Source organism: Deinococcus maricopensis DSM 21211 (assembly GCF_000186385.1).
In the GTDB taxonomy this organism is placed as follows: Bacteria; Deinococcota; Deinococci; order Deinococcales; family Deinococcaceae; genus Deinococcus_B; species Deinococcus_B maricopensis.
In genome coordinates, this window is the sequence record NC_014958.1 from 3,201,290 (window position 1) to 3,226,332 (window position 25,043).

The 25,043-nt window shown below is 66.1% G+C and carries 20 protein-coding genes; 12 read left to right on the forward strand and 8 right to left on the reverse strand.

Translation table 11 applies throughout. The annotated features are described in order from the left end of the window. Positions 1-18: 18 nt before the first annotated feature. The 8 genes from DEIMA_RS18020 to DEIMA_RS15210 form a co-directional block, all read right to left on the reverse strand. Positions 19-1,674 (reverse strand): eCIS core domain-containing protein, encoded by a 1,656-nt coding sequence (locus DEIMA_RS18020; protein WP_013558158.1) that lies wholly within the window; start codon positions 1,672-1,674, stop codon positions 19-21. 92 nt (positions 1,675-1,766) lie between these two features. After that, positions 1,767-3,194 carry a hypothetical protein gene (locus tag DEIMA_RS18025; RefSeq protein WP_148234982.1) on the reverse strand — a complete coding sequence of 476 codons (1,428 nt, stop codon included), beginning with the start codon at positions 3,192-3,194 and terminating at the stop codon, positions 1,767-1,769. A 92-nt stretch (positions 3,195-3,286) separates the two neighbouring features. Next, positions 3,287-4,411 (reverse strand): hypothetical protein, encoded by a 1,125-nt coding sequence (locus DEIMA_RS18030; protein WP_013558160.1) that lies wholly within the window; start codon positions 4,409-4,411, stop codon positions 3,287-3,289. A gap of 31 nt (positions 4,412-4,442) precedes the next feature. Beyond that, positions 4,443-5,033: a phage tail protein gene (locus DEIMA_RS15195; RefSeq protein WP_013558161.1), complete on the reverse strand. Its 591-nt coding sequence runs from the start codon at positions 5,031-5,033 to the stop codon at positions 4,443-4,445. Positions 5,034-5,035: 2 nt separating this feature from the next. After that, entirely contained in the window at positions 5,036-5,179 is a 144-nt protein-coding gene (locus tag DEIMA_RS18360; protein WP_013558162.1) for a hypothetical protein, read from the reverse strand. Next, entirely contained in the window at positions 5,176-5,559 is a 384-nt protein-coding gene (locus DEIMA_RS15200) for a hypothetical protein (RefSeq protein ID WP_013558163.1), read from the reverse strand. The genes DEIMA_RS18360 and DEIMA_RS15200 overlap by 4 nt, the downstream gene beginning before the upstream one ends. Before the next feature lie 76 nt (positions 5,560-5,635). Beyond that, positions 5,636-6,085 carry a phage tail protein gene (locus DEIMA_RS15205; protein ID WP_013558164.1) on the reverse strand — a complete coding sequence of 150 codons (450 nt, stop codon included), beginning with the start codon at positions 6,083-6,085 and terminating at the stop codon, positions 5,636-5,638. Between the two features lie 56 nt (positions 6,086-6,141). After that, positions 6,142-7,800: a phage tail sheath family protein gene (locus tag DEIMA_RS15210; protein WP_013558165.1), complete on the reverse strand. Its 1,659-nt coding sequence runs from the start codon at positions 7,798-7,800 to the stop codon at positions 6,142-6,144. Positions 7,801-7,990: 190 nt separating this feature from the next. Here DEIMA_RS15210 and DEIMA_RS15215 point away from each other — a divergent pair, with 190 nt between their 5' ends. From DEIMA_RS15215 to alaS, 12 genes are all read left to right on the forward strand, one after another. Then, positions 7,991-8,821 carry a Pvc16 family protein gene (locus DEIMA_RS15215; RefSeq protein WP_148234983.1) on the forward strand — a complete coding sequence of 277 codons (831 nt, stop codon included), beginning with the start codon at positions 7,991-7,993 and terminating at the stop codon, positions 8,819-8,821. A 224-nt stretch (positions 8,822-9,045) separates the two neighbouring features. Continuing rightward, positions 9,046-9,441, forward strand: a complete 396-nt coding sequence (locus tag DEIMA_RS15220) for a GPW/gp25 family protein (RefSeq protein WP_013558167.1) — start codon at positions 9,046-9,048, stop codon at positions 9,439-9,441. Beyond that, positions 9,442-11,463: a putative baseplate assembly protein gene (locus tag DEIMA_RS15225; RefSeq protein ID WP_013558168.1), complete on the forward strand. Its 2,022-nt coding sequence runs from the start codon at positions 9,442-9,444 to the stop codon at positions 11,461-11,463. Then, a complete protein-coding gene (locus tag DEIMA_RS15230; RefSeq protein WP_013558169.1) occupies positions 11,463-12,518 on the forward strand; it encodes a phage tail protein in 1,056 nt (351 codons plus the stop codon). The genes DEIMA_RS15225 and DEIMA_RS15230 overlap by 1 nt, the downstream gene beginning before the upstream one ends. After that, a complete protein-coding gene (locus DEIMA_RS15235; RefSeq protein ID WP_013558170.1) occupies positions 12,515-17,101 on the forward strand; it encodes an FHA domain-containing serine/threonine-protein kinase in 4,587 nt (1,528 codons plus the stop codon). The genes DEIMA_RS15230 and DEIMA_RS15235 overlap by 4 nt, the downstream gene beginning before the upstream one ends. Before the next feature lie 43 nt (positions 17,102-17,144). Next, positions 17,145-17,723 (forward strand): CIS tube protein, encoded by a 579-nt coding sequence (locus DEIMA_RS15240; protein WP_013558171.1) that lies wholly within the window; start codon positions 17,145-17,147, stop codon positions 17,721-17,723. Continuing rightward, positions 17,720-19,426, forward strand: coding sequence for a VgrG-related protein (locus tag DEIMA_RS15245; RefSeq protein WP_013558172.1), 1,707 nt, complete (start codon positions 17,720-17,722; stop codon positions 19,424-19,426). The genes DEIMA_RS15240 and DEIMA_RS15245 overlap by 4 nt, the downstream gene beginning before the upstream one ends. 11 nt (positions 19,427-19,437) lie before the next feature. Continuing rightward, complete coding sequence (locus DEIMA_RS18035) at positions 19,438-20,112, forward strand: hypothetical protein (RefSeq protein WP_013558173.1); 675 nt, start codon at positions 19,438-19,440, stop codon at positions 20,110-20,112. A gap of 16 nt (positions 20,113-20,128) precedes the next feature. Next, a complete protein-coding gene (locus DEIMA_RS18040; protein WP_013558174.1) occupies positions 20,129-20,839 on the forward strand; it encodes a C39 family peptidase in 711 nt (236 codons plus the stop codon). A gap of 40 nt (positions 20,840-20,879) precedes the next feature. Beyond that, positions 20,880-21,566 carry an N-acetylmuramidase domain-containing protein gene (locus DEIMA_RS17440; RefSeq protein WP_013558175.1) on the forward strand — a complete coding sequence of 229 codons (687 nt, stop codon included), beginning with the start codon at positions 20,880-20,882 and terminating at the stop codon, positions 21,564-21,566. Between the two features lie 2 nt (positions 21,567-21,568). Continuing rightward, on the forward strand, positions 21,569-22,282 hold the full coding sequence (locus DEIMA_RS18045; protein WP_013558176.1) for a hypothetical protein: 714 nt from the start codon (positions 21,569-21,571) through the stop codon (positions 22,280-22,282). Positions 22,283-22,353: 71 nt separating this feature from the next. After that, complete coding sequence (alaS, locus tag DEIMA_RS15250) at positions 22,354-25,038, forward strand: alanine--tRNA ligase (RefSeq protein ID WP_013558177.1); 2,685 nt, start codon at positions 22,354-22,356, stop codon at positions 25,036-25,038. The last annotated feature ends 5 nt before the right edge of the window (positions 25,039-25,043 follow it).

Genomic DNA, 25,043 nt, shown 5'->3' on the forward strand with positions numbered 1-25,043 from the left:
TTCAACATGAGGGTCCGTTCAGGTGAGGCGTTTCACTTCGGTGTCCAGACGCGCCTTGAGGACCGCGTACACGTCCCGGGCGAGCTGGTCGAGGTCCGGCCCGGCCGCCGCGGCGCGCTGACGGTTGCCGATGTTCGGCGTCTCGGCCTTCTGCGCGGGCGGCGCGCTGGGTGACGGGGCGCCGGCAGAACGATCCGTGGCGGCCGTGCGGACAGCGGCCCGTTCCGGGGCCACGGGCGGCGTGGACGGCAGCGCCGACGCGAGCGCCACCGCCACTGTGGGGCTCGGCGTGAACGGCACGCTGGGCTGAGCGCCGAACTGAGGGCTGGGCTGAGCAGGTGCGGCTCCGGGCGCGGGCGCCTCCCAGAACGGCATGGGCTCCCACGGGGCGGGCAGCCCCGCGAACACCCCATGGTCCGCAGGGCGCTCCGGAGCGGCAACCGGCACTTCTGCGGGAGCGTCCGCCCTGCCCGGGCGGCGGGCTCGGGCCCGCACCTGACGTTCCGCCTGAACGGCCACGTGCTCCTCGTCATCGCCGGGACGCACTACCTCACGCGCGATCTGCGGCACGAAGTTCGGCTGGGTGTCCCGCAGCACGTGCGTGAACTCGTGCGTGAGCAGACCAACACCGCCCGGGTCGCTCAGGTTCACGTCCGGTCGGACCAGCACCGCGCCTGGAACGGCCAGCGCGTCGGCACGGTACGCGTCCAGCGCGGCCGTTACTCCCGCATGCTGAACAACGCGCACGTCCGGCGCCTGCACCCCCAGCGTCCGCGCGAGCGCGTCCTGCGTGCTGAGTGGCAGCGGTGTCCCGTGCCCGTCCGCGTTCACGGCGTGCGCGATCAACTGTGTGGCGTCCAGCGGCGTCAGGGCGTTGCTGGGCGTGTCCGTGCTGTCCTCCGTATCGGGCGCGCCCGACCGCGCGGCGCGGCTGGTGCGGCGCGCGCGGGTGCGCGGCGCTTCCGGTGCGACCGGCAACGCTGGTGCGGATGGGGCCGTCGGGACTTCCAGCATCGGCGCGGTCAGGGCTGCCGTTTCGCGGCGTGGCCGGGCGGCGCGCGCCTTTACGGGCGCGACGTCCGTTGGCGCTTCGGGCGTCGGCACCTCCGGGAGGGGCGTTGCGGCCGCGCGGGCTTTGGCTCGGGCCGGACGGGCCACCGGTACTTCCGCAGGTTGCTCCGCTGTAGGTGACGGCAGGGCTGGCTGCCCCTGACGCTGCACCCCCGCAGGTACACGGGCGGCAAACCCCGGTCCGACCACGTCCACCGACGGCGTCGGGGGGACCACCGGAACGGGATTTGGCGTGACGGGCGCTGCGAGCGTGCTGGGCGCGGCGCGGCGCACCTGAGCCGCCTGGGAGGCCGAGGGGTCCTGCGCAGCCGGCAGAGCAGGGCGCGCGTCCAGCATGGGGGTAGATTCAACGGCCGTGGGGCTGACCGGCGTGAACAGCGGGGTGGAGGGCTGGGGGCTGTGCACCGCAGGGGCAGGGTCGAAGGTGGGCGCGTCGAGCAGGTTGCGTTCCGGATGGTGATCCTGCCACGCCTCCAGCTGGTCGTACCGCAGCGACTGCGGCTCCACTTCCCCGCTCGACTCCAGTTCCTGCAGGCGGTTCAGCCGCGCCAGCAGCCCCTGCGCCACTTCCGGCGCCACTGGCGGCGGCAGTTCCTCTACCACCGGCGTCTCCACCACTGGCGCTTTGAGTGGCACCGGGCGTGGACGGCGCGGCAGTGACACCGGCAGGTCCGTCGCGCTCTGCAGCAGCGCCTTCAGTTCCGCCCGCTCCGCTTCCTCCGCGCGCAGGCTCCCCCGCCCACCGGCGCCTCCACCGGCGTCGCCACCCCGTCCGGCTGGGTGAGCGTCACCTCGGCGGCGGGTGCCACCACGGGCGTGGGCATCACCACGGTGCTCACCGCCGCCGCCTCGCTCGCCACGACCGGCGACTCCCCCGGCTCCACCGCCAGTCCTTCGGGCGAGAGGGCCAGATGGGCCTGAGCACTCTGATGAGGTTCCTGGTTGTTCACTGAAGGGGGCGTTGTCACGGCAGCCCGCTGCAGGGCGGTGGGCGCTACCGGTACGGCGCGGGCCGGCTGTCCGGCGGCCGGAGCGGCCAGCGGCGCTGCCGGGGGCACCGGAACTGCCGTGGGCACGCCAGCGTTCAGGGTTGAGGGCGCAGTCGGGACTGGCACGCTCGTGGCCTGAACGACGGGTACCGGCAGGGTGGGCGCGGGGGCGACGGTAGGGGGCTGGGGGCTGTGGACGGCGGGGGCAGGGTCGAAGGTGGGCGCGTCGAGCAGGTTGCGTTCCGGATGGTGATCCTGCCACGCTTCCAGCTGGTCGTACCGCAGCGACTGCGGCTCCACTTCCCCGCTCGACTCCAGTTCCTGCAGGCGGTTCAGCCGCGCCAGCAGCCCCTGCGCCACTTCCGGCGCCACTGGCGGCGACAGTTCCTCTACCACCGGCGTCTCCACCACTGGCGCTTTGAGCGGCACCGGGCGTGGACGGCGCGGCAGTGACACCGGCAGGTCCGTCGCGCTCTGCAGCAGCGCCTTCAGTTCCGCCCGCTCCGCTTCCTCCGCGCGCAGGCTCCCCCCGCCCACCGGCGCCTCCACCGGCGCTGTGGCAAGAGGGACTGTTGGTGTGGGGTGGGCCTCGCTGGTCGCCTGCTCTTCAGACCGGGCCGGCGTGTTGACAGCGCTGACCTCCGGCGTTGGGGCGGTCGCAGGCGCTGCGGGTACGGCGGGCGCTGCCTCTGCGGGGGTGTTCACGTTGTGGCGTGGCGGCTCCTGCGTCGGCTGGACGGCTGGCGGGGTCAGGGGTGTTCCGGCACGTTGAACGCTATCGGGGGTGCGCACCGGCACCCCCTCCGGTGCCGCCTGAGCGGGAGCGTTCATGATGGTTGGCGCAGCCAGCGGGTTTTGTGAGCCCACAGGCGCAGGTTCAACGGCCGTGGGGCTGACCGGCGTGGACAGCGGGGTGGAGGGCTGGGGGCTGTGCACCGCAGGGGCAGGGTCGAAGGTGGGCGCGTCGAGCAGGTTGCGTTCCGGATGGTGATCCTGCCACGCTTCCAGCTGGTCGTACCGCAGCGACTGCGGCTCCACTTCCCCGCTCGACTCCAGTTCCTGCAGGCGGTTCAGCCGCGCCAGCAGCCCCTGCGCCACTTCCGGCGCCACTGGCGGCGGCAGTTCCTCTACCACCGGCGTCTCCACCACTGGCGCTTTGAGCGGCACCGGGCGTGGACGGCGCGGCAGTGACACCGGCAGGTCCGTCGCGCTCTGCAGCAGCGCCTTCAGTTCCGCCCGCTCCGCTTCCTCCGCGCGCAGGCTCCCCCGCCCACCGGCGCCTCCACCGGCGTCGCCACCCCGTCCGGCTGGGTGAGCGTCACCTCGGCGGCGGGTGCCACCACGGGCGTGGGCATCACCACGGTGCTCACCGCCGCCGCCTCGCTCACCACGACCGGCGACTCCCCCGGCTCCACCGCCAATACCTGACGACTAACCGCTGTTTCCACGGTAGCTTCCATAGCGGGTGAGGGTTCACCGGGCGCCACCGGAGGGGTCGGCAGAGCGGCAGGTGCGGGGACGTCCGCCTGCACGTGGGGAGGCGTGGGCCGAGCAGGTTGAATGCTTGGTGTGGTGGTGGGCGGGTTTGTGCGCGGAACGTCGGCTGGCGGGGGCGCGCTCAGGGTGGGAGGCGCTGGCATGGGGGCCGGGTCGGGCAGCAGGCCAGCTTGTTGATTCATCGCCATGGTTTCAGCGAAGCTGGCACGGCGTGGCGCGCGAGGTTCAGGCGCGGGCGCAGGCAGGGGTTCTGGTTGGAACGGCGGCATGGTCACGCCGGGCGGCAGCTCGGCGAGCAGGCCCTCCGGCACCGCGAGGGCCGTCTGCAGGTCAAGGACCTCCGGCAGGCCCGGCGCGACCTCTGGGAGAGCTTCGTCCACGTACACGGGCTCAGGGGTGGGCGCGGCCATCCAGGAGTCTGCGGTCCAGCTGTCGGCGGACAGGGCCTCGTCTTCGAGAGGCAGGTCCGCTTCGAGGGCGAGCGTTGCGGGCGCCGGGGTGTCTTCTCCGGGCGCCCAGGTGGGCTCGGCGTGGAGGAGGGGGGCTGGCGTGGGCGCCCAGGTCGGTACAGCCGGGGTTGGTGGCGTCGGCGCGACGGCGGGCGCGGCGAGCGGAACCGGCGTGGGCGCGCTCGGAGGCAGGCGCAGCAGGCGCGCGGCGACGCGCGGCGGGCGCTGCGGCGCGTAGGCCTGAGGCGCGCTGGGGCGCGGCGTCGCGAACGGGGCGGGCAGGGAGAGGGGGACGGGCGCGCTGGTCGGTAAAGGTGCGCGCGGCGCGTTCGGGCGTGCCCCGAGGGTCACGGCGAACGCGCCTGGGTCGCGCAAGCGCTGCAGTCGTTCCTTGAAAATGTTCACGTCTCTCCCTTCGGCCCCTTCGGGCGGGTGGTCAGCTGCTGCTCAGGTTCAGGGTGCCTTCGTGGGCGAGTTCGAGTGTCTCGACAGCGACCGTTTCGCCGTTCGCGGCGAATTGCGGGCCACTCCACTTCACGGGGTACGCCTTCTGAAAGTTGAAGACCATGAGTTTGTCGCCGCGGGTGTTGTAGGCGGTGACGGTGACGTTGCGGAGGTCCAGGACGCCCTGCACGATGCGCAGGTGCCAGTTGAGGAGTTCCGCGCCAACGGTGATGCCGCGCTTGAGGGTGATGTTGCCCACGCGGGAGCGGACAGGCAGGCGCATGATGCGGTCGTTCACGCCGCCTTCGATGATGTCGAGCGTTTCCGTTTCGATCTGCAGGCCGCTGATTTCCGAGAACACCGCGCGGTTCATGCCGTTGATTTCGACGTAGAAGCGGCTGTTGACGTTCGTCTGGAAGCGGTCGCTGCGTTCGCTGTTACCGCTGTTGCTGGTGGGGATGGTGGGGACGCGTGTGGGGCCGCGGGTGAGGCGGCTGACCTGATCCGCGAGGTGGCGGGCTTCGTTGGTGAGGCGCTCGGCTTCGTGTTGGATGCCCGCGGCGGTGTAGCGGTTGATGGCCATGCTTACCGTCCTTCCCGGCGTGCGCGCTCGAGGCGCAGGTCTTCGAGCATCAGGGCGTACACGCGGCGCGCGAGTTCCTGGATGTCCACGGGGGCGGCCTGGCGGGTGTCGCGGGCGCCCGTGGTGTTCGTTTTGGGGGCGCTCACGCGATCATCTCACTGAGGTCCACTTCCAACAGGGCGTGGCAGTGCGGGCACTGGGCTTCCACGGCGGGTGGGAGGGTGGGGGTGGTGGGCAAGGGCTCCTGGCGGGCGTTGAGCTGCGCGTAGAAGTCCTGAAGGTACGCGTAGTCGGCAGCGGGGAGCGCGGCAATCACGTCGGGCGTGAGGGGGCCGTATGGGCCGAGGCGGGTGACGACGCGGGCGAGCAGCAGCAGGCCGTAGTAGGCTTCGTTGCGGCGGACGCGGTCGTCGCCGAGCGGTTCGATTTCGTCCAGGGCGGTGGCGGGGCGCATGCGGCCCTCGCGGTGAGCGCGCCCGTCGGCGGTGCTGAGGCCGACGGGCAGCGTGAACCCATATTCGTTCATCGGTCCTCCGCGCGCGGTGAGGTACGCGCAGAATGCGGGTGGGGCCGCCCGTGGGGGCGGCCCTCACGCGCGGTCGTTACTGAACGCGCTTGTAGCCTTCGTGGGTGATGGTGAGCTCTTCCACGGCGACTTCGTTGCTCTTGGCGTCGTACGTGGGGCCGTTGAGCTTGCTGGGCCACGCACGGGTGAATTCCCAGCGGGCGACGGGCTCACCCTTCTGGTTGTGCAGGGTGATGGTGCCGCTCTTGCGGGCGTCGTCGATCTTGCCTTCTTCGACGTCACGGCGCCACGTCCACATGTCCATGTCGTTGGTGATGCCGCGTTTCAGGACGATGTCGTTGTACTTCATCGTGCCGGGCTCGCGGATCATGACGGGGCGGCCCTGCGCGTCGGTGGCTTTGTACTCGACGACCTGGCTTTCGCTGCCCAGGCCGGTGCACTCGCGGAACGCGCCGACGACTTTGCCCTGGAATTCGACGCTGAAATATGCAGCAACGAGCGGATCTTTACGGGGTGTAGCAGTCATATCTGAACCTCCTGAGGAAATTTTAGGTGCCGCCGCTCAGGCGGCACCAGATGTGATTACTGACCGCCGCCCGCGTACTGGCTGAAGCGGAAGGCGATGAATTCGGCAGGTTTGACGGGCGCGAGGCCAATCTCGATCTGCAGGATGCCGCGGTCGCGAATTTCGGGCGGGTTGAGTTCCGCGTCGCACTTCACGTAGAACGCCTCGCGGGCGTTGGTGCCGAACAGCGCGCCGTCACGCCACACGGTCGTGAGGAACGCGTTGATGTCGCGGCGGATCTTCGACCAGAGGTTCTCGTCGTTGGGCTCGAACACGGCCCACTGGGTGCCGTTCTCGATGCTCTTCTCGATGAAGTTGAACAGGCGGCGCACAGAGACGTAGCGCCAGCGGGCGTCACTGGACAGGGTGCGGGCGCCCCAGACGCGCAGGCCCAGGCCGGGGAACTCGCGGATGCAGTTCACGCCGATGGGGTTGAGGATGTCCTGTTCACCCTTGGTGATCTGCATGGCGGGGCCGAGCGCGCCGCGCACGATTTCGTTCGCGGGGGCCTTGTGCACGCCGCGTTCCACGTCGTTGCGGGCGTAGATCCCGGCGACGAAGCCGCTGGGCGGGACCATGACCGGCTGGCCGTTGGGGCCGTCGACCTTCATCCAGGGGTAGTACATGGCGGCGTAGCTGCTGTCGAAGTTGGTTTCGACGTTGCGCCAGTGCTGCGCCTGCTGGGCGGTGAGGTCCGGCAGGGTGTCGAGGATGGCGATGCGGTTCTGGTTGCGCTCGCAGTGGTCGATGAGGGCGCGCTGCACGGCCTTGACGCCGTCGCGGTCGATCAGGCCGGCCTGGTAGGCGCTCATCAGGTCGGGCACGGCGATCATGCTGACGTCGTCGGCGATTTCCAGGCCTTCGATGCCGCTGCGGGCGTCCACGGAACCGACGAAGTCGCGGCCCTTGAGGCTCTTCGCGTGCACGATGGGGTTGCTGTCGGCGCGCAGGACGTAGGTGCCGGCTTCAGGGGCGCGCTCGACGAGCGGGCCGACGTTGCTGGCGTCCTCGATCTGGATCATCACGCTTTCGCGGTTGATGACTTCGGTGACGTTGCGCGAGTGCTTCTTGCCGATGCTGACGTTCTCGAAGGTTTCGGTCTGGCCGTCACGCGTGACTTTGAGCGTGAACAGGCCGTCGTTGCCTTCTTCGGGGTCGCGCGGGGCGTCCTTGCCGTCTTTCTGGTTGGGGTTGCCGGGCTTGCCGTCCTTGCCGGGCTCCTGCGGCTTGAGGGCGTCGGCAGATGGGGGCAGCACTTCGATCTGGATGTCGCTGGTGCGGCCGTCGCGCGCAGCGATGCTCAGGGACGGCACGGCCTTGCTGGCGCGCGTGGGGAGTTGCAGGGGCTTGACGGCGTCCACGACCTTGCCGGTGCTGGCGTCCGTGGGCGGCGCGAGGCGCACGACGTAGCAGCGGGTGCCGCCGTTGTTGAAGTACGCGTACACGGAGTGCGCGAGGTACGCGCCGTCCATGTAGGGGTTCTTCTCGCCGTTGCCGTCGAGGCTGCCGAAGGCTTCCTTGAACTGCTGCCAGTTCGAGACGAACACGGGGGTGTTCGCGGGCCCGCTGGGCGCGAAGCCGACGAAGGCGGCGGTCGTGGTGCTGATCCCCTCGATGGGGCGCGGGCCGGATTGCGTTTCTTCGATGTAAACGCCTGGTGACAGGTACTCGGGCATGCTTGACCTCCTGACGCGCGTGGCGTCGTGTGTTGAAGCCCCCCCCCGCGAGGTCGGGTCGAACTTCTCCCTTTCACGATGCAACGACTTTGAAAATAGTCAACGCAGATTTGACCAACCGCTCACGGGGGGCCAGTCGTATACTGCCAAGACGTGGCCGCAACGCGGCATGAAAGAGGGGGACCCTAGGTTGATCAGTGACGTTCAGGACGCGCTCAAAGCTCTGTTGTACCGCGAGGCGAACCTCCCCGCCGACGCGCTCGACATTCGCTTTGCGACCCCCACATCCGCGTGGGTGTCGGGGCTGACGCGCCCGACGGTGAACTTCTTCCTGCATGACATCCGCGAGAACACCGCCCTGCGCCGCATGGAGCACCAGATGGTGCTGGAACGCAACGCGGCGGTGGAAACGCTCGCGCCGCGCCGCATGGACTTGCGGTACGTCGTGATGGTGTTCTTCAAGTCGCAGGTGGACGAGTTCGGGCGCAACGAGTGGAACGTGCTGTGGCGCGTGCTCGCCGCGCTGATGCGGCACGACACCTGGCCGGAAGGCGACGTGCCCGCGAACTTGCGGGCGCTGGACACTGACGTGCTCGGGCAGGTGGCGCAGCCGGACGCCAACCGGCCCAGTGAGGTGTTCTCCGGGCTGGGGCTGACGATGCGGCCGCACCTGACGTACACCCTGACGGTGCCGCTTGACCTGGCGGTCACGCGGCACGCGCCGTTGGTGCTGGAGCGCGACATGCGCCTGTTCCAGAGTGGCGACGACACGCCCGCGGTGGACCTCGTGCGCAGCACGTGGCAGCTCAGCGACGTGGACGGTCGCCCGCTCGCGGACGCGATGGTCCGCGCGAACACCGGCGCGCGCGGGTTCACGGACAGTCGGGGGTTGGTGCACCTGAACACACCGCGCGACGCTGTCACGCACCTGCAGGTCATGGCCGCCGACGGTCGCACGCTGCACCTGCCGGTGCTGCCCGGCGGTCCGCCGCTGCTGGCGCTGCCGCAGGACGGCAGCTGACCCCCATCAGACCAGGGGGCCCCGCACGCGTCGCGGGGCCCCTGGTCTGATGGAGTGGCAGACCGCGCGGGCGTCGACGCGGCACCGACCGTGGGTCGTCCGGGGGGTGGCGGTCCGCTGTAGGGCGCCCGGCGGGCGGCTGGTCATAGTTGCTTGCATTCCCGCCCAGATTCGCAAGAATCCGAAGGAATGCCGCACGTGTGGCTCGAGGAGGGCGAAACGCCATGAAAGACGTTCTGGGCGCAGGCTGGGCTTTCCCAGTGGCGGTGAATCCGCGTGGGCGCATCGCCATGGTGCAGGGGGAGCAGGCCGTGGCGCAAAGCATTCTGATGCTGCTGATGACCCCCAAGGGACAACGCGTCATGCGGCCCGAGTACGGCTGCCGCATTCACGAACTGGTGTTCGCGCCGAACGACGCGACCACGCTCGGCCTCGCCTCGTACTACGTGGACGAGGCCCTGCGCATGTGGGAACCCCGCATCAACGTGGGCCGCGTCAACGCCCGCACCGACCCTGCCGACGCCTCCCGCATCCTGATCGACGTGAACTACACCATGCGGCAGGACGCGAGCCCCCGCTCGCTGGTCTTCCCCTTCTACCGCCTGCCCGAGGAGAACTGAGTGCCGCTGCCCACTGTCAATCTCGATGACCGCCGCTTCGACGACATTCTCGACGAAGCGCGCCGCCTGATCCCGCAGTTCTGCCCCGAATGGACGGACCACAACACCTCCGACCCCGGCATCGCCCTGATCGAAGTGTTCGCGTGGATGACGGACCTGCTGCTCTACCGCGTGAACCAGGTGCCGGACAAGCTGTTCGTGTCGTTCCTGGAAATGATCGGCGTGCAGCTTGACCCGCCGCGCGCCGCGACGGTCCCCGTGACGTTCTACCTGAGCGCCCCGCAGGACATGCCGCTCGTCATCGACGCGGGCACCGAGGTGGCGACCGTGCGCACCGAGGTGAGCGAGGCGATCGTCTTCGGCACCGAGCAGGACGCGACCGTGCGCCCGCCGCGCCTGCACGGGGCGTTCACCGCGAACACCGTCGCGCCGGACAGCGCCGTGATCCGCCATGACCTCTCGCACCTGGGCCTGCCCGGCCAGAAGTTCCCGGTGTTCAGCCCCGCGCCCGCCGCCGGCGACGCGCTGTTCCTGTCGTTCCGCGATGACCACTCGCAGCACGTCCTCGCGCTCGTGATGGACTGCGAGGTCGCGGGCGGCGCGGGCGTGAACCCGAACCAGCCGCCGTACGTCTGGGAAGCGTGGCAGGGCGGCGTGGGCCGCTGGGTGCCGTGCGAGGTGGAGTACGACGGCACGGCCGCGTTCAACGTGTCCGGCGAGCTGATCCTGCGCCTTCCGAACCTGCGCGAAGGCGAGTTCTTCGGCGTGAACGGGTACTGGCTGCGCTGCCGCCTCACCAGCGAGCAGAACCACGCCGGGTACAAGGTCAGCCCGGACATCGAAGCGATCACCGTGGAGGCGCGCGGCGTGACGACTGTCGCGCGGCACGCCACGGTTGTCACGAACGAACTGCTCGGGCAGTCGAACGGCACGCCCGGCCAGAACTTCAAGTTGATGTACGGCCCTGTGCTGGACCTCGACCCGGACCGTGACGTCCTCGAAGTGCACACCCAGGACGGGCAGGTCACGACGTACGCCCCCGTGCGGGACTTCAGCGAGAGCGGCCCCGACGACCGGCACTTCCGCCTTGACTACCCCGACGGCACCATCACCTTCGGGCCCACGATCCTGCAGCCCGACGGTAGCGTGTACCGCTTCGGCGCGATCCCGCCGCAGGGCGCCAGCATGAAGATGCGCCGCTACACCTACAGCGGCGGCGTCATCGGCAACGTCCCCGCGCGCACCCTGACGGTCCTGAAAAGCAGCATCCCGTACGTCGCGCGCGTCACGAACCACCTGCCGGCCGTGGGGGGCCGCAACGCGCAACCCCTCGAGGACGCCATCCATCAGGTGCCCCGCATCCTGCGCACCCGCACCCGCGCCGTCACCGCCGACGATTACGAGTACCTCGCGGCGCAGGTGGAAGGCGTGGCGCGCGCGAAGTGCATCACCCCGAACGCCGTGGCGGGCGCCGCGCAGAACTACCCCGGTCAGATCCGCGCCGTGAACGTCCAGCCGGGCCAGGTGACGCTCGTGGTCCTGCCGCAGGGCACGACGCGCGAGGGCCGCGTCCCGCCCGAGCAGCTCACGCTGTCCGCAGAACTGCGCAGCACCGTGCAGGACTACCTGGACGCGCGCCGCCCCGTGGGCATCACGCTGGACCTGCGCGCGCCGCAGTACGTGTGGGTGAGCGTGACCGCCACCGTGCGCGGGCACGCGGGCGCCAGCCGCGCCGAGCGCGAGGACGTGCGCCGCGCCGTGGAGCGCGCGCTGTACGCGTACCTGAACCCCTTCACGGGCGGCCCCGACGGGCGCGGCTGGGCGTTCGGGCGCACGCTGACCGTCCCAGAGCTGTACGGCGTGCTGCGCGCCGTGCCCGGCGTGGAGGTCGCCGAGGACGTGCAGGTCGTCCTGACCGAACCGGGCCGCCCGCAGCAGCGTGACACCGTGAACGGCAGCCTGCCGCTGCCGCCGCAGGCTGTGATCGTCTCGGACGTGCACCACGTGCGGGTGGACGACTGATGCCACGCCTGCACGTCCGCCAGCGTGGCGAGACGCTCCGGGTGCTGCCGCTCGACATGCGGCAGCTCTCCATCGGGCGCACGCCCGACAACGGCCTGCCGCTGCGTGACGCGTCCGTCGCGGTCCGCCATGCGGAGATCAACTGGGCGCCGGACCGCAGCCTCACCCTGACCGACCTGGGTGGGGGCGACACCTTCGTGAACGGCCGGCGCCTCGCGCCGAACCAGCCGCACCGTCTCCTCGACGGTGACGAAATCCAGGTGGGACCGTTCACGGTCACGTTCGTCGCGTCCGACACCGACGCGCCCGCCGCGACGCCCGCGCCGGCCACGCCCGATGACCTCCTCGAAGGGCTCGCCGCGACGCCCGCGCCGCCACCGCGCCCCACCTTCCCGGCCCCACCCCCGCCCGCGCAGAACGCGATGTACCTGAACTTCCTGCCGGGCCTGTTTCAGGAAAGCCCGTTCCTGAACCGCTACCTGAAAATCTTCGAGGCGATCTGGGAGCCGCTGCAGCACCGCCAGGACCACCTGGAACTGTACCTGGACGCCCGCACCACGCCGCCACGGTTCCTGCCGTGGCTCGCGGACTGGTTGGGCCTCCCCCTGAACACCCGCTGGCCCGAAGCGCGGCAGCGCGCGTGGGTACGTGAGGCGATGGCGCTGTACCGCTGGCGCGGCACCCGCTACGGCCTGACGCGCGCCCTCGAAGTCGCGTTCGGCCTGACGCCCGCGCTGATTGAGGACCCGAACCGCCCGCACACCCTCCGTGTCCTGGTCCTCGACCCCGGCGAGGACGACGAGCACGTCACGCGCGAAGGCGTGCGTGAACTCGTGTACCGCCACGCGCCCGCGCACGTGCTGTGCAGCGTCGAGTTCATCGACCCGGCCCGCGTGCAGCGCGCACCGACGCCCGACGCGCCGACGCCGCCCGCGCCGGGTACGCTGAACGCCAGTCCCCCCACCGTGCGCGCCGAAGGTGCGTCCGCCACCCCCGACTCCACCCCTGACGAAGGCGCACCCACGCCCGGCACGCCGCAAGGACCCACTGCATGAAAGAAGGCAAGCTCTTCCACCAGTTCCAGTTGCACCGCCTGCTCGGCGAAGGGTGGCTCGGGGAGGTGTACGCCGCCACTGACCTCGACGAGAACCGTGAGGTCGCCGTGCGCATCCTCGCGGACGCCAACGCCGCCCAGTCGCACCTGGTCCTGCACCTGGAGCGCTTGCTGCGCAAGGTCGCGGACCTCCGCCACCGGCACATCCTGCCGGTGCAGCCGCTGGAGGAACGCGAGCACCGCGTCTTCCATGCCATGACGCTCGCGGAGCGCGGCTCCGTGCGGCAGATCCTGCAGTTCCAGGCGCGCAGCGGCCAGCCGCTCGACCTGCTCGTCACGCTCGACATCGCCCGCCAGGCGGCCGAGGCGCTCGCGTTCGCGCACACCGCCGACCTGATGCACGGCAACCTCAAACCGGAGAACCTGCTGCTGCAGCCCGGCCGGGCCCTGTTGGGCCGCGAGGGCTACACCGTGCAGGTCGCCGACTTCGGCCTCGCGGAACTGCGCGCCGCCAGCTACGGCACGCACGACCGCGTGATCGTCAACGCCCTCACGTACATGAGCCCGGAGCAGTGCCGCGGTGAGCGGCATGACACCCGCACGGACCTGTACGCGCTCGGCGTGATCCTGTACGAACTGGTGACCGGCATGGTCCCGTTCGAGACGCGCGACGCCGCCGACGCCCTCGAGAAGCACCAGCACGTCGCGCCGACCCAGCCGTCCAAGTTGCGCCGCGACCTGCCCGGCGACGTCGAGGAGATCATCCTCACCTGCCTCGCCAAACGCCCCGAGGACCGCTACGCGGACGCCCGCGAACTGCACGACGCGCTGCAGCACGCCATGAACCGCATGATGCCGAGCGGCCCGGAACCCACCGTGCGCCTCCCGACGCTGCCCGCGCTGCCCGCTGCGCCGCGCGTGAACGCGCCGCTCGAACCGCTGCGCGCGCCGCGCCTGCTGGTGTTCGACGAGCGCCACGAACTGCTGCTGGAGCAACCTTTCACGGACGCCAGCAGCAACTTCACGATTGGCCGCGCGCCCGGCAACACCGTCGTTCTTGACCACGCGGGTGTCAGCCGCCACCACCTCAGCGTCGAGTTCGACCACGGCAAGCCGTATATCACGGAACTGAACGCCACGAACGGCACCATGATGGACGGCCTCCCGCTGTCCCCCATGACGCGCGCCGCGTGGCCGTACGGCACCATGCTGTACCTCCGCCCGTACTGGCTCGTGATGCAGGCGCCACAGCACACCGGCACGCCGCCCCGCATCGTCGTGCAGCCCGAGGTAAGCGAACTCACGCTGGTGCCCGGGCAGGCGCACACCCTGAACGTCACGCTCGCGAACACCGGCCCGACCGTTGACCACTTCCGGCTCAGCCTCGACGGCGTCCCGGAGCACTGGGTCACGAACGCGCACCACGAGGTGCAGCTCAACCCGGGCATGCGCACGCAGGCGCAACTGCACCTGCTGGTGCCGCGCAAGTCCGACAGCACCGCCAAGACGTACGACACCACGGTCCTCGCCCGCAGCCGCGAGAACACCAGCCAGTTCGGTCGCGCGCCGCTGCGCGTCACGGTCACGCCGTTCTTCGACACGCGCCTCACCATGACGCCGCGCGTGCGCCGCGCGTGGCGCCGCACGCACTACACGCTGCGCGTCGAGAACCACGGCAACACGCCCGTCCGGTACACGCCGAACATCAACGACAACGAGGAAGCCGTGCGCCTCCTCCCGCAGGCGGGCGAGGTGCTGCGCATCCCTACCAGCGGACGCCTGCAGGACGCCGTGAACATCCAGGCAGCGAGCGCCGGGATGCTCTCGCGCCTGCGCAGCGGCCTCGGGAAGATCACCATCGACCAGCCGCGCGCGGACCAGCTGGTGAACCCCGGCAGCAACTACGAGGAACGCCTGAACGTCCGCCTGCCGCTGAAGTGGGTGGGCGTCACCTCGCACCGCACGCTGCACGTGGACGTGGACGCCGACCTGCACGAGCCCGGCCACGTGGACGCCGACCTGCACCACAACCCGTTCATTCCGCTGTGGCTCCTGCCGATCCTGCTGGCGCTGCTCGCCCTGCTCGCCTGGTGGCTGTCCCGGCCGCCCACCATCACGCGCTTCGACCTTGCCACGACCGGGACGCTTCCCGCCGGCCAGCCGTTCAAGCTCGCGTGGGAAACGAGTGGCGCCCGCAGCGTCGAAATCCGCGAACTGCCCGGCCAGAAACTCGCGCGTGACGGCACCGTCACGGTCCCCGGCCTGCAGGAGCCCCGCACGTACACCATCGTGGCGCGCGGCTGGTTCACGCAGACGCAGAAAGAACGCACGGTCACGCCGAAACTGCCCGCGCCGATCATTCAGCAGTTTGAGGCGACCCCCCCCACCGCGCCGAGCGGGTCGACCGTGTCGGTGCGCTGGAACGTCCTGAACGCCAAGACCGTGAACATCGAGCCGTTCGGCACGGTGCCCGCCAAAGGCAAGCAGCCGTTCAAGGTCACGCAGGACACCGTCTTCCGGCTGGTCGCGCAGAACGGCGACGAGTCGGTCACGAAGAGCCGCACCGTCCGCGTGCTCGGCCCGCAGATCCGCACCTTCAAACCCAGCATCGAGGCGGTCAAGAAGGGCGAGTCGATCACCCTCACCTGGGACGTCGCGAACGCCACGACCGTCACCATCGACCCGCTCGGCACGGTCCCCGCGCGCGGCTCCCGCGTGCTCCAGCCGCAGCAGAACACCACGTACACCATCGAGGCGTCGAACGGCAGCGGCGCGCCCGCCCGCGCCGTCACCGCCGTGACCGTCACGGCCCGCCCGCCCAAGATCACCGTGTTCAACGTCTCCCCCACCCGCGTCGAGGCGGGCGGCACCGTCCGCGTCCGCTGGAAGACTGAAGACGCGCAGACCGTAGAGCTCCTCACCGGCACCGGCAGCCAGACGATCGGGCCGGAAGGTGAACTCATCGCGCCCGCGCCCGTGCAGTCCACGGACTTCACGCTCACCGCCACCAACGCTGAAGCCATCGCCGTCACCCGCAGCCAACCGCTCACGGTGGTGCCCAAGCCTGTCGTCACGCCGCCCCCGCCGCCCGCCGGTGGCGGCACCACCGGCGCCACGAACGGCGGCAGCGCCGGCACGGGCACCGGCAGCGTGACGCCGCCCCCCGCCAAACCCCTCAAGGTCGTGTACTTCAAAGCGACGCCCAACACCCTCGTCGGCGGCGGAAACACCACCCTCAGCTGGCAGGTCGAGAACGCCGGCAAGATCCGCATTCAGGGACTGCGCGGCCCCAACCTCGACGGGACCTTCCCCGCGCAAGGCACGTACCCCACCACCGTCAGCAAGACCACCACGTTCGTGCTCCTCGCCGGAGACCCGAAGAAACCCGTCAAGGCCAGCGCGAAAGTCATCGTCACGCCACGCCCCATCAACGTCGTCCGCTTCGAAACGACGACGCCCACCCTCACCGGCAAAGGCACCGCGAACCTCCGCTGGGAAGTGACCGGCGTGAACAGCATCCGCATCCAGGGCGTGCGCGGCCCGAACGTCGACGGCAGCTTCCCCAACAAGAGCGCCACCACCGTGCCCGTCAGCAAAACCACCACGTTCGTGCTCCTCGCCGGCGATCCGAAGCAACCCAAGAAAGCCACCACGGTCGTTACCGTCAAGGCGCGCCCCGTCGTGATCAACAGCTTCCGCGCGTCCCCCACCAGCATCGTCGGGCAGGGCACCGCCACGCTCAGCTGGAGCGTCAGCGGCGTGAACAGCGTCCGCATCCAGGGCGTGCGCGGCACCAACAACGACGGCAGCTTCCCCGCCGCCGGCAGCTTCGCCGTGCCGGTCAGCAAGACCACCACATTCATCCTGCTCGCCGGTGACCCCAAACAACCCGCCCGCAGCACCGCCACGGTCCTCGTGACCCGGCCCGCCTCCACGCCCAACACCGGCACGGTCACGCCCCCGGCGAACCCACCCGCGAACACCATCCGCATCGTGGACTTCAGCGCGAACCCGCCGTCCGTCCGCGCCGGCGAAACCACCACCCTGACCTGGAACGTCCAGGGCGTCGCGCGCATCCGCATCAGCGGCGCGACCAGCCCCACCGGCGGCAACGACTTCCCCGCGCAGGGCAGCACCACCGTCACCGTCGACCGCACCAAGTCCTTCACGCTCAGCGCCGGCACCGGCACGAACACCCAACGCCGCAGCCAGCAGGTGCGCGCCACCGGCAGCGTCAGCAGCGCCGGCAGCGCCACCGTCACCGACCCCGGCATCAGCGGCGTCTGGAAGCACAGCTTCGGCGAACTGCGCCTCACCACCAGCGGCAAACGCGTGACCGGCACCTTCATCTCCGAACGCACCGACGTCCCCGGCGGCCCCGTCACCGGCACGTTCTCCAACAGCGGCACCACCGTCACCCTCAACGCCACCACCAGCACCGGCGACCCACAAACCGCCTTCTCATTCATCGTGCAGTTCGACGAAAACCGCCGCACCTTCGTCGGCCCCTACACCTTCCGCGGCGAAAGCGAACGCTGGTGCGGCTGGCGCCCCGGCACCACCCCACCCACCGCCTGCCAATAATCACGCGCGCGGCGGGCGCCCGCCCGCCGCAAAGGAGGACCGTATGAGCGATGGCCACCTCGTCAAAGCCAAGATTCGCCGTCTCGAACCGTACTCGGAAGAAATCGAGTGCATGTTCAACCCGCGTGAATACACCATCACCAAAGCCAACAACTGGGGCAAAGACCCCAACAGCCGCGAAAACACCGAGAACATCACCTTCCAGGGTGGCGGCACCGCGCAACTCACGCTCGAGCTCTTCTTCGACACCTACCTCAACCAGAAAACGCCCAGCGACGTCCGCCAGCACACCGACCGCCTCTGGCGCCTGATGGAGATCATCAAGCCCCCCGGCGCGAGCAACATCGACAAGGGCCGCCCCCCCAAAGTGCTCTTCCAATGGGGGAACACCTGGCACTTCAACGCCGTCATCCTCAGCATGGAGCAGCAATTCACGCTGTTCATGCCCGACGGCATGCCCGTGCGCGCCACCGTCAAAGTCCAACTCCAGCAGACGGACCACGAAACCCTCAAACCCGGCGGCGGCGACCGCACCTCCGTGATCAGCAACGCCGTCCGCGCGTCCGGCCAGACCGGCGACGGCCGGAAACTCCCGCAATTCAAAGGGCTGCCCTCCAAATGACCGCCCAGAACACCATCACGGGCGCCACGTCCAACCTGTTCGTGCTGTTCGGCGGCGGCAGCCCCGACATGAAACTCATGCACGCCCTCGAGGAAGTCACGGTCGAAAGCAGCCTGCACCTCCCCGACATCGCCACCATCACCTTCCGCGACCCCGACGTCGACCTCATCGAAAGTCCCGCCTTCAAACTCGGCGCGACCGTCCAAGTCAAAGCGAAAGTCGGCGGCAACGAAGAAACCGTCTTCGACGGCGAACTCGTCGAAGTCGAACCGCGCTACACGCGACACAACCAGAAACTCCGCCTGCGCGCCTTCGACCGCATGCACCGCCTCGCGCGCGGCACGCACACCCGGTCCTTCCAGAACGTCAGCGACATGGACCTCGTCAAGAAACTCGCAGGAGAAGCCGGCATGCAAGCCAAAGTCGGCCCCGCCAGCTTCGTGCACCCCTACATCCTCCAGCACAACCAAACCAACCTCGCGTTCCTCCGCGAACGCGCCGCTCGCCTCGGGTACGTCCTGTACGCCGACGGCAAAACCCTCCACTGCGAACCCCCCACCGGCCCCGACAAGATCGAGCTCACCTGGGGCAACGACCTCGTGGAATTCGCGCCGCGCCTCAGCAGCATCCAGCAGACCACCCGCACCGTCGTCCGCGGCTGGGACCCCAAACAGAAACGCGCGGTTGTCGGCCAGGCCGACACCGGCAACGGCAAAGTCAGCGTCGGCGACAGCAGCACCAGCGAACAGGTCGCCCCGCAGGCATTCAACATGCCCGCCCCGGAAACGCAGAGCACCGTCATCGTCCGCGACCAGAGCTACGCCACCGCCATCGCGCAGGCCGAACGCAACCGACGCGCCGAAGGCCTCATCGAAGCGACCGGCGTGTGCGGCGGCTACCCGAAACTCACCGCCGGCACCACCCTCACCATCAAAAACGTCGGCAAACGCTTCGAAGGGGACTACGTCGCCTCCAGCGTCCGCCACCAGTACCGCACGGACCGCGGGTACTTCACGGAATTCACCGTGTCCGGCAGCCGCCCCGACACCATCCCCGCCCTCCTGCGCGCCAGCACCAGCGGCACCAGCGCGAACAGCACCGCCACCGGCACCACCGGCCTGATGATCGGCATCGTCACCAACAACGACGACCCCGAAAACCAGGGCCGCGTCAAAGTGAAACTCCCTGCCCTCACCGAACAGGACGAAAGCGACTGGGCGCGCGTCATCAGCGTCGGCGGCGGCCCAAACCGCGGCTTCCAGTACACCCCCGAAGTGAACGACGAAGTCCTCGTCGCCTTCGAACACGGCGACATTCACCACCCCTACGTCATCGGCGGCCTCTGGAACGGCCAGGACAAACCCCCGAAGCCCACCAAGGAAGTCGTCAAAGGCGGCAAAGTCATCCAGCGCGTCATGAAGTCCCGCACCGGACACGAATTCATCATCGACGACAGCGACGACAAACCGCACATCCAGCTGCGCACCAAACAAGGCCACGAAATCACCCTCCACGACGACAAGAAAAAACCCTACGTCCTCGTGAAGGACCAAAGCGGCAACGAAGTGTACATCGACACGAAACAAAACCTCGTGCGCGTCACCTCCAAAGGCAAACTGGAACTCAAAGCGCAACGCGGCGTCCTGATTGACGGTGGCGGCGGCAACGTCGACGTCAAGGGCGTCATGATCAACCTCAACTGACGGAGGCCCACATGCTCGAACCCCAAGCGAAACCCGCCGCGCCCAACACGAGCGCGACCAAAGCGCCAACCTCAACCACGCCCGCGACGCCCCAAATCAAGAAGCCTGCGCCCCTCAAAGCCGTGAAAGACGACGGTGAATGGGAACGCAACTTCATGGGCAACAAAGCAGGAATTACCTTCTGGCTCCGCCTTAAGCGTGACGCGAGCGGTCATCTCCACGGGCGTTACATGGTCAAACCCGGCCGAGGCCATGGGTGGCACTTGGAGGGTCAAATTAGGCAAGATGGCACTTTTGTGCTGGCTGGTACAGAAAATAAAACTCTCTTTCATGGCTATGTCTCAAACGATGGCAGTCTGCAAGTTTACAGCTTTGTTAATAAAAGCACGAATTTCAGCATTAATAATCTAGAGATGTATATCTCCAAAGAGATATACATGCCAGAAGAAAAATCCACGACATCCAAAAATTCTGATCCTTTAAACGATAATCAAACACAATATAATAGGCCTGATACTCAAGATGACAAGAAATCTACGGATAAGATTATCCCCGTAGATAAAGCTCAGCCGGGACAGCCAGATATATTAGACCAACTAATGGGATTTTCATCTTCTCGAAAAACCTATACTGTCGAAGAAGTCAGACGGGCACGATCATTAATTTTAAAAAAATGGCAAAAATAATACAGAGGCCCTCTTTATGCGCCTACAAACAAAAATAAAGTATAGAAATCAGAGAAATAACGATAATGATGCAGCAGATGGTATGTGCAACCTAACTTCTTTAGCAATGGCCCTTGAAACTGTTGGCATAGGGAAGCCGAGTAAGTTACCGGACCAATCAAAAATACCTCCAGCTCTAAAACTGACTCAAAAAAAGTTCGATGATATGCAACCAGAGGATTATCTAGAATGGGTCAGAAGAGTAAATCGCTATGGACCGCGTACTTCAGAGAAGGGTATTGCCAATACAGCAATATATATGGGCGCTGAGCACAAAAGGCTATATAGCGGCATTATAAAACGGCAAGAATGGGAAGGAAAAATTCGCAAGCATCTTGGAAGGGGCGAAGGCGTATTCTTTAGCGTAGATGGGCATATCGTTCGATTGCAAGGGATGAACGACAAGGGCCTTATTGTAGATGATCCATATGGAAAAATTAAGCTTTATAAAGGCTCAGGGACGGGGAACTACTCATGGCGAGCTTACAACACACGTAAAGGCGAAGAGGGCCCCGGAGAGGACGCTATATGGCCTTGGGGTGAAGTAGAAAGCCACGCCATGCTATGGGTAGCTATAGTTAGTAACACTACACTAACTCTCAATAGCGCAAGCGATATATCAAAAACAGATAAAGAGACTCTGAATCAAAAAAATACAGATCCCAAAAAAAGACGACTCACCCCCTAAAAAAATCTTTGACCTAAGCAAGCTTAAGGGCGATCAATTAATGGTCGCAAGAGTATATAATAAGAACTATTCTACAATAATAAAACTATCTCAGGACCTCGGAGCAACGCCTGAAGTACTCGTAGGCATTATTTCTACAGAAAGCCAAGGTACCGCAGGGCTTGATGATAAGATGCTCATCAGGTTTGAGGTTCATAAATTCTATGAAGGATGGGGGTCAAAGCATCCTGAAAAATTCAGGGAACACTTTAAATTCAATCCTACACAACAATGGTTGGGACACAAGATCAGTCATGATGGAAAAAATTGGAAAGTACTGCATCCAACTGGGTCTCCTAAAGACCTTCCTCTACAATATGAGGCTTTACAACTTGCGCTATCTTTAGATGATTCAGCCAAAGAGGCAGCCTATGGCTGCTTAGGAATGGGACTTGGTCAGGTACAAGGCTTCAATGCCAAAAGTCTAGGCTATAAGAATGCCAGTGACATGTTTAGTAAACTTAGTGGCAATGAGGCAGAACAGATACACAGCGTGTATATGTTCATTAAGTCCCGCCCTAAGTTACTGACTGCAGTCATTAATCATGATTGGCAAAAAATAGAGAAGTATTATAATGGAGGCGGCCAAGGCGGCATTTATGCCACAAGAATGTCTAGCCTTGCAGGATCTTTAGAAGAAGTCGCAAAAGCTCAACATATCGACCTAAAAACAGGTAGGAAGGCTTAAATATGAAGTTTTTTAAAGTTGTCATCATTTCCATTGTGGCTGCTACTAATAATACTGCTCAAGCAATAGATAAGTCATTAGCTCAAGGAATATATCAAAAGGATATAGCCAAAGTAAAATACGGTGCCAAATTGGAAGCCAGAGATATTTTAAATGAATCAGAATGCGAATCTATAGATTATAGAATTTTACCTTTGTCTAGAGTAAATAATACGATAAGCTACTTTGAAGAGGTTTATTTGAGCGGGAAAAACTGCGGTGCATCAGGAGTTTCATATCGCATGGGGATTCGCGCCATAAGAATAGACAACCAGAAGCTTTCCAGTCTCTATGAAGTCTTCGGAAAGAACCTAATCGAATCAAAGATGAAACAAGATAGTTACATAAAAAGCATTATGCAAAAGAATGGATACAATTTTAGTACATCTCTTAATAAAGATTTAGACAAAGATTTCGAGACGTATAATTCTCAAAATTGTTACAAAGTTATAAGTTCTGATATATTAGACAGTTTTTATATTTTCAAAGAGGTTAATAACACTCTGATGGTACGCATAGGCCTAGGATTTAATTGCTTGTATCCAAGTGATGGGATAAGGTTCCCAGTCCAACTAGGAGTATCAATACCAAATAATAAAAATTATAAGGTTTATTATACTTCAGAAGAGGCCAAAAATATATTTGGAGAAGGGATAAGATTACGTTTATCTAAATAGATTTTAGTATATAGACTAATGCACATGTCGAGCCAAACAGACTATAACCGCGCTAGGTTATACTCTGTTTTATGCCATCACCTACCCCGCGTTCGACAGCTGAAATTCGCGAGAAGTACCTGCAGTTTTTCGAGAGCAAAGGGCACCTGCGGCTGCCGTCGCACAGCTTGATCGCGCCGGACCCTACGACACTCTTCACCGTCGCCGGCATGCAACCCTTCAAACCGCAGTTCATGGGCAGCGCGCCGAAGTTCTCCGGAGTCCCTGGGGAGCATCGGCGCGTCACCACCGCGCAGAAGTGCATCCGCGTGGGCGACATTGAGAACGTGGGGCGCACGCGCCGTCACCTCAGCCTGTTCGAGATGCTGGGGAACTTCAGCTTCGGTGATTACTTCAAGCGTGACGCGATTCACTGGGCGTGGGAGTTCCTCACGGGCCCCGAGTGGATGGGGCTGGATGCCAGCAAGCTGTACGTGACGATCTACGAGGATGACGATGAGGCGTTCGGGTACTGGACGCAGGAGATCGGCCTGGATCCGTCGCACGTGCACCGGTTCGGAGCGGATGAGAACTTCTGGCCTGCGGACGCGCCGCTGAAAGGCCCGAACGGGCCGTGCGGGCCGTGCAGCGAGATTTACTTCGATCGTGGTCCGGCGTATGGGGATGACTCGTGGGCGGATTACGCGACGACGCGGGAGTCCGCGCGGTTCCTGGAGATCTGGAACCTGGTGTTCCCGCAGTTTGATCGTCAGGACCCGGCGGCGGATGGTTCGCCGGTGCTGGCGGACCTGCCGTTCAAGAACATTGATACGGGGATGGGTCTGGAGCGCATCGCCTCGGTGGTGCAGGACGTGCCGGACTTCTACAGCAACGACGTGTTCAAGCCGTTGGTGGAGCGCGTGGCCGAGCTGAGCGGGAAGCCCTACGAGGGTGAGGTGAGCGTGTCGCACCGCGTGATTGCGGAGCACGTGCGCAGCGTGACGATGACGGTTGCGGATGGCGTGGTGCTGAGTAACACGGGGCGTGGGTACGTGATTCGGAAGATCCTGCGCCGTGCGTCGCGGCATGCGTACCTGCTGGGCCTGCGGGAGCCGACGCTGCATAAGTTGGTGCCGCTGGTGGTGGAGGCGATGGGCGGTGCGTACCCGGAGGTGCGCAGCGAGGCGGCGCGCGTGGAGGCCGCGATTCGTTCCGAGGAGGAGCGGTTCCTGCGCACGCTGGAGAGCGGCATGGGCCGCTTGGATGCGCTGCTCGGCAAGATGGAGCGCGGCGCGACGCTTTCCGGTGAGGAGGCGTTCACGCTGTACGGCACGTATGGCTTCCCGCTGGACCTGACGCGCGAGATCGCGGAGGAGTACGGCGTGAGCGTGGACGAGGCCGGCTTTGATAAGGCGCTTGAGGCGGATCAGGAGCTCGCGCGTGCGGGCAGCAAGTACGGGAAGAGCGAGCTGTTTGGCGTGGTCGCGGAGGTGCTGGGTGACCTGCCGGCGACGACGTTCGTGGGGTACGACGAGCTGGAGGCGGAGGGGCGCGTGCTCGCCATCGTGAGTGGCGGGGAGCCACTGTCGCGCCTGACGGCGGGCAGTGAGGCGCAGGTGGTGCTGGACCGCACGCCCATGTACGCGGAGGGTGGCGGCGAGGTCGGCGATACCGGCGTGCTGACGTGGGACGGCGGGGAGGCGGCGGTGCTGGATACACGGAAGACGCCGGGCGGGGTGTTCCTGCACACCGTGGAGGTCCTGCACGGTGAGTTGAGCGAGGGTGCGGAGGTGCGTGCGCTCGTGAACCCGGACCGTCAGGCGACGGAGCGGCATCACACGGCCACGCACCTGCTGCACGCGGCGCTGCGCGCGGTGCTGGGTTCGGGCGTGCGTCAGGCGGGGAGCCTGGTGGCGCCGGATCGCCTGCGGTTCGACTTTACGCACGGCTCGGCGCTGAGTGCGGACGAGGTGGCGCAGGTGGAGGCGCTCGTGAACCGTTGGGTCACGGCGGACTTCCCGGTCACGTGGCGCACCATGCCGATCGATGAGGCGCGCGCGAGTGGCGCGATGGCGTTGTTCGGCGAGAAGTACGGTGATGAGGTGCGCGTCGTGAGTGTGGAGGGCGGCGTGCCGTTCGGCGACACGGAGGTGGCGAGCAGGGAGCTGTGCGGCGGCGCGCACGTGACGCGCACGGGTGAGATCGGCGCGTTCGTGATTCTGAGCGATGAGAACGTCGCGGCGGGCGTGCGCCGCGTAGAGGCCCTCGCGGGCGAGGCGGCGGTGCGCTGGGTGCGGGAGCGTCTGGGCGCGGCGGGTCGCGCGGCGAGCAGCGTGAACGCCACGGTGGATCAGCTGCCGGAGCGGATTGCGCAGGTGCAGGCGCAGCTGAAGGCCGCGCAGGGTGAGATTGCGGGCCTGAAGCGGCAGCTGGCGCAGGCGCAGATGGGCGGCGGGAGTGCTGGCTCGCAGGTGCGTGAGCTGGGCGGCTTCAAGGTCGCGGCGGTGCGCTTGAGTGGCGTGGAGGGGAACGAGCTGCGCGGCGCGGCGGATTCGTTCCTGGAGCAGACGGGCGCGGACGTCGCGGTTGTCGCGGGCGACAAGGGCCTCGTGGTGAAGGCGACGAAGGACGCCGTGGGGCGCGGCGCGCACGCCGGGCAGCTGATCGGGAAGCTCGCGGCGGCGGGCGGCGGCAAGGGCGGTGGCCGCCCGGACATGGCGCAGGCGGGCGTGCAGGATGCCGATGCGGCGCTGGGCGCGCTCGACAGCGCCTTCTAACGTGT

Bases quoted from the DNA above. Each gene is read 5' to 3' on its own strand.
- DEIMA_RS15205 (WP_013558164.1), bottom strand. From the start codon at position 6,085: ATGACTGCTACACCCCGTAAAGATCCGCTCGTTGCTGCATATTTCAGC.
- DEIMA_RS15195 (WP_013558161.1), bottom strand. From the start codon at position 5,033: ATGGCCATCAACCGCTACACCGCCGCGGGCATCCAACACGAAGCCGAG.
- DEIMA_RS15245 (WP_013558172.1), top strand. From the start codon at position 17,720: ATGACCGCCCAGAACACCATCACGGGCGCCACGTCCAACCTGTTCGTG.
- DEIMA_RS15230 (WP_013558169.1), top strand. From the start codon at position 11,463: ATGCCACGCCTGCACGTCCGCCAGCGTGGCGAGACGCTCCGGGTGCTG.
- DEIMA_RS15210 (WP_013558165.1), bottom strand. From the start codon at position 7,800: ATGCCCGAGTACCTGTCACCAGGCGTTTACATCGAAGAAACGCAATCC.
- DEIMA_RS18040 (WP_013558174.1), top strand. From the start codon at position 20,129: ATGCGCCTACAAACAAAAATAAAGTATAGAAATCAGAGAAATAACGAT.
- DEIMA_RS15200 (WP_013558163.1), bottom strand. From the start codon at position 5,559: ATGAACGAATATGGGTTCACGCTGCCCGTCGGCCTCAGCACCGCCGAC.
- DEIMA_RS18045 (WP_013558176.1), top strand. From the start codon at position 21,569: ATGAAGTTTTTTAAAGTTGTCATCATTTCCATTGTGGCTGCTACTAAT.
- DEIMA_RS15240 (WP_013558171.1), top strand. From the start codon at position 17,145: ATGAGCGATGGCCACCTCGTCAAAGCCAAGATTCGCCGTCTCGAACCG.
- DEIMA_RS15235 (WP_013558170.1), top strand. From the start codon at position 12,515: ATGAAAGAAGGCAAGCTCTTCCACCAGTTCCAGTTGCACCGCCTGCTC.
- DEIMA_RS15220 (WP_013558167.1), top strand. From the start codon at position 9,046: ATGAAAGACGTTCTGGGCGCAGGCTGGGCTTTCCCAGTGGCGGTGAAT.
- DEIMA_RS18035 (WP_013558173.1), top strand. From the start codon at position 19,438: ATGCTCGAACCCCAAGCGAAACCCGCCGCGCCCAACACGAGCGCGACC.
- alaS (WP_013558177.1), top strand. From the start codon at position 22,354: ATGCCATCACCTACCCCGCGTTCGACAGCTGAAATTCGCGAGAAGTAC.
- DEIMA_RS17440 (WP_013558175.1), top strand. From the start codon at position 20,880: ATGGTCGCAAGAGTATATAATAAGAACTATTCTACAATAATAAAACTA.